Raw genomic sequence first — 3,860 nt, forward strand, 5'->3', positions numbered from 1 at the left:
AACGGAGAAATGGAAGCATTGACGTTGTTTATACATCATAATGTGGGCAATACGTCTAATATGAGGTGTTTTTCTATTATTATTTTCCATAATACTAGTACCTTCACTTATAGGTATTAAATGAGGGTTACAGTGAAACATATAGAAATTGACATTAATGTGACTATCATCTCAATTATCTATTTACAATAAAAAACCATGCATCAGTAAAAATAAATCACCAACAATACATTCCATTAACAAAATATAAAAAATAGACACTTATTTTTATATTAATAATGATATCGATTAAATTAAGAAGGTAATTGAAAAATAGCCAATATAATTTATTTTTATTGAGTTATTTATTTAAATAATATTTTTACATTAACATTCATGATACATTTTAATACTAGAATAATTTAATCAGCATCATTACAGCACTACAAATAATTAAAATCAAAGTGGCATACTGAAACATCCTGTCAGGCATTCTAGTCAACAGCCACTTAGATAGCGGAATAGAGATGAGCGAGCCTAAGAATAACAACAGTGCTAAATGAATGTCTGTATGTCCATCTTGCATATAGGCCAGTGCTGAAGATCCTGATAACAATGTTGTGGTAAATATAGAAGTACCAATGGCTTGCTTAATAGAAAGGTTCGCATAACGTAGCAATAACGGTAATACCACGACACCACCGCCCACCCCCGTCGCCCCTAAAACAACACCTGCTGCAATCGCAGGAAGTAATAGTGCTTTTATATTTAAAGGCGCTAACGCTGTATTTTCAATCACAACGGGAGGTAATGAGAAAAACATTCTCTGTACAAAGAGAAACAAAGAAAAAACAATAGCGCCGACAACAAGCGCATTAATGCCCCATTCGACTTGCTGCTGATACTGCGCTAACGAACCTAAATAGTTAACCAAAACACTGGCTAAAAAAAGTACTTGGTAGCATTATTCCTAATACAATCATCGCCCTTTTAAAAGGAATGTTTCCAAGGCGAAAATGCATATAAGAGGAAGTGACTTTCATCAACATCGATAATAAATTGGCAGTAGCCACTGCCATTAACGCATTCATACCAAAGAAATAGGTCAATACAGGTAAAACAATAACACCGCCGCCTACTCCTGTCGTACTTATAATTAAACCAATAGCCGCTCCCACCGCTAATGTGGTGATAAGTAACATTATTGATTTCCTTGCATAACAGCTTCTCGCCCTTTTAATAATGCTTTTTCTGCTGACTCACTCGCTAATGTCATGTATTTAAAAAACAGCACATCAAAAGCCACCATCTGTAAAACTTGTGGTGTAATCACCCCTAACTGAGAATGTTGTTCGTCATAGAAATAAGGCAATATATAATCTGATAATCGAGTGGCTTCATCTTGTCCGAAACGCGTTAATGCGACGGTTAAACAACCTTCATTTTTTGCGGACTTCAACATTCGATTAATATCCGTCGTATTCCCTCTAGCAGTAACAGCAATGGCAATATCATCAATAGATAAATTGGCGGAATAAGCTAATTGAGCATGAAGATCTGGACTAAATAATGTGTTTTTATTTACACGAATTAATTTATGAAAGATATCACTCGCCACAATAGATGATGCGCCAATACCAAACAATACAATGCGTTTTGCTGATACCATTTTTTCAGCTAATACATCAATGGTATTGGGATCTAACAACGCTAATGAATCCAAAATAGCACTAGTAAACAGATGCCCTGTTTTGGAAATAATTAATTCTGTCGAGTCTATTTTCGCGAGATTACCATAGAGAATATCGCCACTGCTTTTTTGTTGTTTTTCTTCTGAAAGGTAATCAATTTTAAATTCTGGATAGCCTCGATATCCCATTTGGCGAGAGAAACGAATAACAGAAGCACTACTGACACCCGCTTTAAGTGCCAGATCAGCCGCATTCATACTGGCAATGTTCTCACTATTCTCTAATAGATAATGAGCAATACGTTGTTCTGTGCCTTTACCCTGTATTAGCAAACTTTCAAGCTTTTTGGTCAGTGTCGACATTCTGTTATCCTTTTTATTTCTGACTTATTTCTCTGGATCCGTAAATCCCATTAGCATGCTGGCAATAAAACCGACAATCCATGCACCTAATACTGCGATCAGGAACTTAATAATTTGCCCATCACCGACTAACGGAATTAATGATAACCCAGCTGTACCAAATGGAATAATGATCCCTACTTGGAAATATGCCATTAATGCACCACCCGCTGCCCCACCAATACATCCCGCAACAAAAGGTTTTCCTAATGGAAGGGACACACCAAATAATAAAGGCTCACCAACACCGAAAATACCCACAGGCAATGCGCCCATTAATGTTTTCTTTAAACGTTGATTTTTAGTACGTAGATAAACCCAAAAACAAGAGCCTACTTGCCCCATCCCGCCCATGGCTAAAATAGGGAACAAATAATTTAAGCCAAATGTATTTAAGATTTCAGTATGAATAGGAATTAATCCTTGATGCAGTCCCGTTAAGAGTAAAAATAAGAAACTTCCCCCTAACGCCGCACCGGTTACAACTGCGCCACTACCTTGATTTAAAAGTGATAATGATACGCCTTGTGCTAATAACTGATTAAGATAATGACCGATCGGTTGGAATATCATAATCGCCACAAGAGAAGAGACTAAAATCGTCACAAATGGCGTTAAGATAAGATCGAGACTCTCTTTAACAATACTACGAAACCATAATTCTAATTTTGACGAAAACACAACCACCATTAATACGGCAAAGATCCCACCACTGTTTGGCTGTAATTTCTCACCAAATAAAGTGATATCAGCAAGTCCAGGCATGGCTAATAATCCCGCCATTACCGCACCAATCGATGTTGACGCGCCCAATTCTTTAGCGGTATTTATCCCAATCATAATAGAGAGATACGCAAATACCGTACTGCCTATTAATTTGAATAATTTAAATAGCTCAGGGAATTGTTCAACTAAACCCGGTGCGACTAAGCGGATAATATTAATTAACCCCATAATCAAACCGCAACCAATTAAAGCAGGAATTGTCGGCACAAAAATAGCGGCTAATGTATTTAGCATACGACGAATGGAGAAGCCTTTTTTCACGGGGGTTGACGTAGGCTCTTCTTCACGACTTGCTGAACTGTTTTGCATACGCTTATTCATGATGGAATACACTTTTGCCGCCGTTCCCATTCCTACAATAACTTGATGCTGTTCGCCATTAAATACAACACCTTTAACACCTTCGACTTGTTTTAAAGCATCTGCATTAAATAACGAACTGTCTTTTAAAATCAGTCGAATACGAGTCATACAATGTGTTAGGGTTGCCACATTTTGAAATCCACCAGCGTGTTTTTCTATTTCTATTGCTAACGTGTCGAGATGTTCTATTTTATTAGCCATATGTGTGCCTGCTAAAGTTTGAAGTGTTTACTCATATTGTTATTCGTTAAATAGGGCAAGTTGCTGTTGTAGCGAACAATAAGGATATTGCTGTGTAATTTGATTCACTTTCTCCACACTCAGATGGAGTTCATACATTAAAATGGCTTTTCTAGGATGGTAATTGACCATTTGTAATAGCGTTCTGGCTTTTTCATGTGAAACGCCACACACTTCGCTGACAATTCCTTCAGCACGACGTTGCAATTTCTCATTACTTGCAATGACATCGACCATCAGGTTTTTTATGCACTTTTTCCTAGTTTAGTCATGACACTCGTGCTTAACATACCCAAAATCATTTTTTGAGCCGTACCGCTTTTCATTCTTGTGGAGCCTGTTAACACCTCTGCCCCCACATCTGGCGCAATAGATAAGTCAGCAATTTCACTCATCATAC

General features: G+C 37.3%; 4 protein-coding genes and 1 pseudogene. All 5 read right to left on the reverse strand.

From position 1 onward, the window contains the following. Nucleotides 1-90, reverse strand: a 90-nt coding sequence (gene speFL / locus BHE89_RS11815) for a leader peptide SpeFL (protein WP_128860502.1), incomplete at its 3' end; no start/stop codon positions are given. Nucleotides 91-391: 301 nt separating this feature from the next. Then, nucleotides 392-1,181, reverse strand: a pseudogene (locus BHE89_RS11820) (sulfite exporter TauE/SafE family protein). Then, nucleotides 1,181-2,032: a MurR/RpiR family transcriptional regulator gene (locus tag BHE89_RS11825; protein WP_069368079.1), complete on the reverse strand. Its 852-nt coding sequence runs from the start codon at nt 2,030-2,032 to the stop codon at nt 1,181-1,183. The pseudogene BHE89_RS11820 and the gene BHE89_RS11825 overlap by 1 nt, the downstream one beginning before the upstream one ends. Before the next feature lie 24 nt (nt 2,033-2,056). Further along, the gene (locus tag BHE89_RS11830) at nt 2,057-3,421 is read right to left on the reverse strand and encodes a PTS transporter subunit EIIC (protein ID WP_069368080.1); all 1,365 of its coding nucleotides are present in this window, start codon (nt 3,419-3,421) and stop codon (nt 2,057-2,059) included. A gap of 39 nt (nt 3,422-3,460) precedes the next feature. Next, complete coding sequence (locus tag BHE89_RS27440) at nt 3,461-3,697, reverse strand: phosphoheptose isomerase family protein (protein WP_286146091.1); 237 nt, start codon at nt 3,695-3,697, stop codon at nt 3,461-3,463. Nucleotides 3,698-3,860 lie beyond the last annotated feature (163 nt).

The sequence above is a fragment of the Shigella sp. FC1967 genome (assembly GCF_001743005.1).
Taxonomy (GTDB): domain Bacteria; phylum Pseudomonadota; class Gammaproteobacteria; order Enterobacterales; family Enterobacteriaceae; genus Proteus.